Here is a 6,435-nt window from a genome sequence, read left to right as displayed (position 1 = left end):
GAGGCTCTTGGACGTGATGCAGGATGGGTTACTGCATCTGCTATCATGGCTAAAAGTGGAAAGGCTCCTGGCGCTGATATTATTTTGGTCCCTGAAGTAGCTTTTGATAAGGACAAGTTTTTAACAAAAGTTGAGAAAATTCACAAAGAGAAGGGTGGGGTTGTAATTGTTGCTAGTGAAGGTATGCGTTACAGCGATGGAACGCCAATTGTTGAACCAGTTTTCCAAGTTGGAAGGAGTGTCTATTTTGGTGATGTTTCTTCACATCTTTCTAATTTAATAATTAAGGAGCTTGGTATTAAATCACGCTCAGAAAAACCTGGAATTTTAGGTAGAGCTTCTATTTCATGGCAAAGTGATGTAGATAGAGCTGAAGCAATAGCTTGTGGAAGAGTTTCTGTAAAGTGTGCACTTGAAGGTAAAAATGGTTACATGAGTGTAATTAAGAGAACTTCATCTTCACCTTATACATTTGAAGCTGTAGAGAGTCCTATCCTCGATAGTATCCTAGAGGCAAGGACCTTAGATGAAAAATATATTGATAAAGAAAATATGTTTATTAATGAATCATTTATTGAGTACGCAAAGCCTCTTATTGGTTCAATAGGTGATGATTTTTGTTCATTCGTATAAGGAGGATTGATATGGATAAGAAGATTTTTTCATACTCTAAAGAGAGATTAATTACAGAAGGGAAAATACCTGTAAAATGCCTTGGTGATAGCGGTGAAGTATTCTATGAATTAGCTCTAGAGATGGTTAATCAGATAGATGAAAACAATAAAAAAGGAGAAAAAACGGTATTCATCTGTCCTGTTGGTCCTGTTGGACAATATCCTATCTTTGTTAGACTAGTAAATGAAAGAAAGTTAAGTCTTAAGAATTGTTATTTTATCAATATGGATGAATATCTTGATGATGATAAAAAATATATCTCAAAGGATAGTCCTCTTTCATTTAGAGGCTTTATGGATCGAGCTGTTTATAACCAAATCCCAGAGGAACTAAATGTACCTGTTGAAAATCGCTTCTTCCCAGATCCAGAAGATCCAGGAAAGATTTTAAGAGTTATTGAAAAGCTTGGTAAGGTTGATATAGCTTTTGGTGGAATTGGTATCAATGGACATTTAGCATTCAATGAAGCTGAAGAAGTAAGTGCAGAAGAATTTGCAACTAGAACTACTAGAGTTCTTGCAATCAGTAGAGAAACTAGAGTGGCTAATGCAATAGGTGACCTTAATGGTGCTATTGATGCAATGCCAATTTTTGCTGTCACTATTGGTATGAAAGAAATCTTAATGGCTAATAAAATTAGACTCGGTGTATTTAGAAGTTGGCATAGAGCTGTATTAAGACAAGCTTTATTCCAAGAGCCTTCTGGACATTTTCCTGTAACATTAATTCAGAACCATAAGGATGCTTTAATTCTTGCAAATAGTGAGGCTTCAAAGGAGGCTTTCTAATGACTATTTCTGCATCAAAGGTTCTAATTGGTTCTTCATTAGTCTCTAGGGCTATCGAGATAGAGGATGGAAAAATCAGCTCTATTAATGAAACTAATGAAATCGATGATAGAATAATAATTCCAGGCTTTTTTGATATCCATACTCATGGTGGTGATATGATTGATGTAAATCATATTGAAAGCTATGAGGATGTTAATAAGCTCTCAAAATTCTTTGCCTCAAAAGGTGTTACTTCCTTCTTAGCATCTGTTATGACAGATACAAAGGAAACAACAGAGAGAATTTTAAAAATTTTAAAAGAAGCAATTAATAGAGGACTTGATGGATCAAGACTTGAGGGAATTCATCTTGAAGGACCTTTCTTATCTTTGGAATATAAAGGTGCTATGGCTCCTGAATTAATATTGGATGGAGACCCAAAGCTATTCGATTACTATCAAGAAATTTCAGGTAACAACATTCTTTATATTACTATTGCTCCAGAAGGAAAGTGTGCTTTAGATCTTATCAAGCACATAAAGAGTGAAGATAGATGTAAGGTTTCAATTGGTCATAGTGCTGCAGAATATGAAACGGCAATTGAAGCAATTGAAAATGGTGCAGTTGCTTCTACTCATACCTTTAATGCGATGAAGCTCTTTCATATGCATCGTCCAGCTATTTCAGGTGCCGTTTTAGAAAGAGATGAGGTTTATACAGAAGTAATTGCTGATGGTTTTCACCTTCATCCTGCGACAGTAAGGCTTATATTAAAAACAAAAGGAAATAAAAAGGTAATTGCTATTACAGACTCAATCATGGCTGCAGGTCTACCAGATGGTAATTATAAGCTTGGTGTTAATGATGTAGTTGTTAAAAATGGTGATGCTCAGCTATTAAATGGAGTTAGGGCTGGAAGCACTTTAACAATGGATAGAGCAATGAGGAACATAATTAAATTTACCCAGTGTGACTTACCATATGTTTCACCATTGCTTTCTGAGAATGCAGCTACAATGCTTGGTTTAAATAGGGGGGCCATAAAGGTTGGATATCCAGCTGATTTCGTGGTCTTAGATAAAGATTTGAATCTGCTTGAAACTTATGTAGAGGGCAGAAAAGTATACACAAAGGAGTGATAAAATGGCTTTAATCCCACTTCGTCCTATTTTGGATGCAACAGACAGACTTGATTACGCTCAGGGAGCGTTCAATGTTAATGCGGTATGTCAAGCTCAGGCAGTAATTGATGTACATGAAATGTTCCGCTCTCCAGCAATCTTGCAGGGTGCTGATTTAGCAAATGGCTTCATGGGTGGCAGAAAGGATTTTATGAATGCCACAATTGAAGATAAAATCATTGGTGCAAGAAATATCGCAGAAGCTGTAAAAGCAAGGGCTAAAGACTCATTTATCCCTATCGCACTTCATCTTGACCATGGTAGAGACTTTGATTCAGTTAAGGCTGCTATCGATGGTGGTTATACCTCTGTAATGATTGATGGATCATCACTTCCTCTTGATAAAAACATTGAGTTAACAAGAGAAGTTGTAAAGTATGCTCACGAACGAGGAGTTACTGTTGAAGGTGAATTAGGTGTACTTGCAGGTGTTGAAGACCATGTATTCTCTGCTGGTTCAACTTATACAAATCCTTTACATGCAATTAAATTCTTTAAAGAAACTAAAGTAGATGCTCTAGCAATTAGCTATGGAACTATGCATGGTGCAAATAAAGGTAAGGATGCAGTTGTAAGAAAAGAAATTGCAATTGCAATTAAAGAGTGTTTAAGACATGAAGGCATCCAAGGTGTATTAGTTTCTCATGGTTCATCTACAGTTCCTAGATATATTGTTGATGAGATTAATGCGCTTGGTGGTGATATCCAAAATGCTTATGGAATAGCATTAAACCAACTTAAAGAGGTTTCTCATTGTGGAATTGGTAAAATCAATGTAGATACTGATATTCGCTTAGCTGTTACAAGAAACTTAAGAGAGTATTTTGTTAACCATCCAGAGGCAAGAGAAGATAAGAGCATTAATGAAATTTGGCATCTTATGGAGAAAAATCCAAAGGTATTTGATCCTAGAGCTTTCTTAACACCTATTATGGATACAGTTATGTATGGAAATATCCCTAATGATTCAATTCGCGAAGTTACTCATCTTATTAGAAAGGGTGTAATGGAAGTTGTAGGAACTCTTATCGTTGAATTTGGTCAAGTTGGCAAGGCTAACAAAGTAGAAGTTAAGACTCTTGATGAAATGGCTGAGTTCTATAAGAAGGAGGGAATTTGATGCAACACATCTATGTGAATTTTAAAAGATTTGATGTTCCTTCCCAAATGGGTGGTGTAAATAGAATCTCTGATATTTCTTCTTATGCTTCAACTATTATTCCTAAATGTGAAAAGGAACTAGAAAAGTATAAAGGTAAGTGTGAGTTCGTGCAGTTCTATCCTGAAGCTCAAATTCCTTCTGCTGTTATTGCCGCTAAAGACTCTGTTATTGAAATTGGCTGCCAAAGTGTTTATAGACAAGATGTTAAAGTTGGTGGTAACTTTGGTGCTTTTACATCCAATAGACCTGCAGCAGCAGCTGCTGCACTAGGTTGTACAGCCGCTTTAATTGGACACTGTGAAGAGAGAAATGATAAGAATGAAATTCTTTCACTTGGTGGAAATACAGATAGAAAAGTAGTTAATACAATCCTAAATAAAGAAGTATTAGCAGCACAAAGTAGAGGCCTTAAAGTTTTATACTGTGTTGGTGAAAAAGATACAGAGTTAGATGAGTGGGATAAAGTAATTACTGAACAATTAGAGATTGGCTTGAAGGGTGCTGATTTATCATCTGTTGTAATTGCATATGAGCCTGTTTGGTCTATTGGACCTGGTAAGACTCCAGCGGGTAAAGAGTATATTACTAAGGTTGCTAAATTAATTAAGAGTGTAATTGGTAATGTACCTGTAGTTTATGGTGGAGGCCTTAAAGAAGCTAATGCCGAGATGCTTTCTTCTATAGATGAAATAGATGGAGGCTTAATTGCTCTTACTCGTTTTACTGGTGAAATTGGTTTCTATCCTGATGAATACCTTAGGATAGTCGAGCTATATATGAATGGAAAGGAGAATAAATAATGAAACTAGATTTTGAATATGGACAGGGATTAATGAGTGCAAATTTACCTGATAACACAGATGTGTTTATCCCAGGTACAACATATCCAGATCCACCATGTCTTCCTCAGGATTGGGATTCTCTTTATAACATTACAATGGATTCTATTCGTCATCCTATTGGAATGCCAACTTTAACAGAGCTTGCACATAAAGGCTCTAAGGTAGTAATTGTTATTCCTGATATCGTAAAAGGTGGATGCCAACCAACAAGTCATAGAAAGGTTTCAATAACATGTTGTCTTGATGAACTTTATAGCGTAGGCGTTGAGAAAAAAGATATTTTACTTTTAATATCTAATGGTCTTCATCCAAGAGCTACAGTAGGTGAAATGAAACAAATTTTGGGTGATAAACTCTTTAATGAGTTCTATCCTACAGGACAAATTACAAGCCATGATAGTGAAGATTATGATAACCTTGTAGACCTTGGTTATGCTCCAAATGGTGACCATGTTATCATGAATAAGGCAGTTTTTGATGCCGATGTAGCTATTTTAATTGGTCATACACAAGGTAACCCTTATGGTGGTTATTCTGGTGGTTATAAACACTGTGCAACTGGTATTACTCATTGGAGATCTATTAGTGCTCACCACGTTCCACAGGTTATGCATAAGAGTGATTTCGTACCTGTATCAACTCACTCTGAGATGAGATCAAAATTTGACTGTCAAGGTATGTTTATGGAAGAGAAGATGGGTAAGAAATTCTTCTGTTGTGATGCTGTCCTTGATACTCTTTCTAGACAAATTGAAATTAACTCAGGTTATGCAAAAGAGATGCAACCAATTAGCTGGAAGAGTGCTGATAAGAGAACCTTCGTTCCATGGGCTGAAAAGAAATATGATGTAATTGTATTTGGTATGCCTACTAACTTCCACTATGGTAATGGAATGGGAACAAACCCAATTCAGATGATGCAGGCTTTATCTGCTCAAGTTATTAGACACAAGAGAGTAATGTCTGATAAGTGTGTATTTATTTGTTCTTCAATTTGTGATGGTTATTTCCATGATGAAAGATGGCCATATTTAAGAGAGTTATATGATTTATTCCAGCATGATTATATGAATACTCTCCCAGATATGAACAGATATGGTGAATACTTTGCAACTAACCAAGAATACATTCGTAAATATCGTTTTGCAAATGCATTCCACCCATTCCATGGTTTTTCTATGATGAGCTGTGGTCACCTTGCTGAACGTGATACATCTGCAATTTATATTGTTGGTGCTAGAGAACCAGGTATTGCAAGAGGTATGGGGCTTAAGACTAGAGCAACATTTGAAGAAGCATTAGAGGATGCAAAGAAGAAGATTGTAGGACCAAATCCTAATATTCTTGCTCTTCCTATGACTTTTAAGCTTGGTGCTGTGCATCTTTGTATGAAAGATGAGCCATATCTTGGTTGATAATTAATTAAGGCCTCCATAATTGATTTATGGGGGCATGATTTTAATATATTGTATATGGGTACTCTTTATAATATAATAAATTATATAGTTTTTTATATTGAGGTATCAAAGTGTTTTATCAAGAGAATTTTACTCCAATGAGATTTGTCTCAGAGGGGAGTATAAATATAAATGGTAGTAATATTGCCTATAATACAATAAGTGAAGATAATATTTTTTATGATGAAAAAGGAAATGCAATAGCATCTATTTTTTCATTTTCATATTTTAAAAAGGATGTCGAAAATAAAGCACAAAGACCTGTAATATTTGCTTTTAATGGAGGACCTGGATCTTCTAGTGTAATGTTACATATTGGCTTACTTGGACCAAAAAGAATAAAATATA

7 protein-coding genes are annotated in these 6,435 nt (G+C 35.5%); all 7 read left to right on the top strand.

Annotated features, from left to right (window positions below; all coding sequences use genetic code 11):
• Positions 1-633 (top strand): 6-phosphofructokinase (locus tag SOY52_RS08625; protein WP_320848551.1); only part of this gene is annotated, 633 nt, incomplete at its 5' end.
• A gap of 11 nt (positions 634-644) precedes the next feature.
• Entirely contained in the window at positions 645-1,463 is an 819-nt protein-coding gene (locus SOY52_RS08620) for a glucosamine-6-phosphate isomerase (RefSeq protein ID WP_320848550.1), read from the top strand.
• Positions 1,463-2,584, top strand: coding sequence for an N-acetylglucosamine-6-phosphate deacetylase (gene nagA, locus SOY52_RS08615; protein ID WP_320848549.1), 1,122 nt, complete (start codon positions 1,463-1,465; stop codon positions 2,582-2,584). The genes SOY52_RS08620 and nagA overlap by 1 nt, the downstream gene beginning before the upstream one ends.
• Before the next feature lie 4 nt (positions 2,585-2,588).
• The gene (locus SOY52_RS08610; protein WP_320848548.1) at positions 2,589-3,746 is read left to right on the top strand and encodes a class II fructose-bisphosphate aldolase; all 1,158 of its coding nucleotides are present in this window, start codon (positions 2,589-2,591) and stop codon (positions 3,744-3,746) included.
• On the top strand, positions 3,746-4,588 hold the full coding sequence (locus tag SOY52_RS08605) for a triose-phosphate isomerase (RefSeq protein WP_320848547.1): 843 nt from the start codon (positions 3,746-3,748) through the stop codon (positions 4,586-4,588). The genes SOY52_RS08610 and SOY52_RS08605 overlap by 1 nt, the downstream gene beginning before the upstream one ends.
• A complete protein-coding gene (locus tag SOY52_RS08600; RefSeq protein WP_320848546.1) occupies positions 4,588-6,045 on the top strand; it encodes a lactate racemase domain-containing protein in 1,458 nt (485 codons plus the stop codon). Before SOY52_RS08605 ends, SOY52_RS08600 begins: the two co-directional genes overlap by 1 nt.
• Positions 6,046-6,185: 140 nt before the next feature.
• Positions 6,186-6,435 (top strand): hypothetical protein (locus tag SOY52_RS08595; RefSeq protein ID WP_320848545.1); only part of this gene is annotated, 250 nt, incomplete at its 3' end.

The sequence above is a fragment of the Bullifex sp. genome, from assembly GCF_034103065.1.
GTDB lineage: Bacteria > Spirochaetota > Spirochaetia > Sphaerochaetales > Sphaerochaetaceae > Bullifex.
The sequence above is the reverse complement of the archived record's forward strand: the minus strand, read 5'-3'. Positions and strand labels throughout refer to the sequence as shown.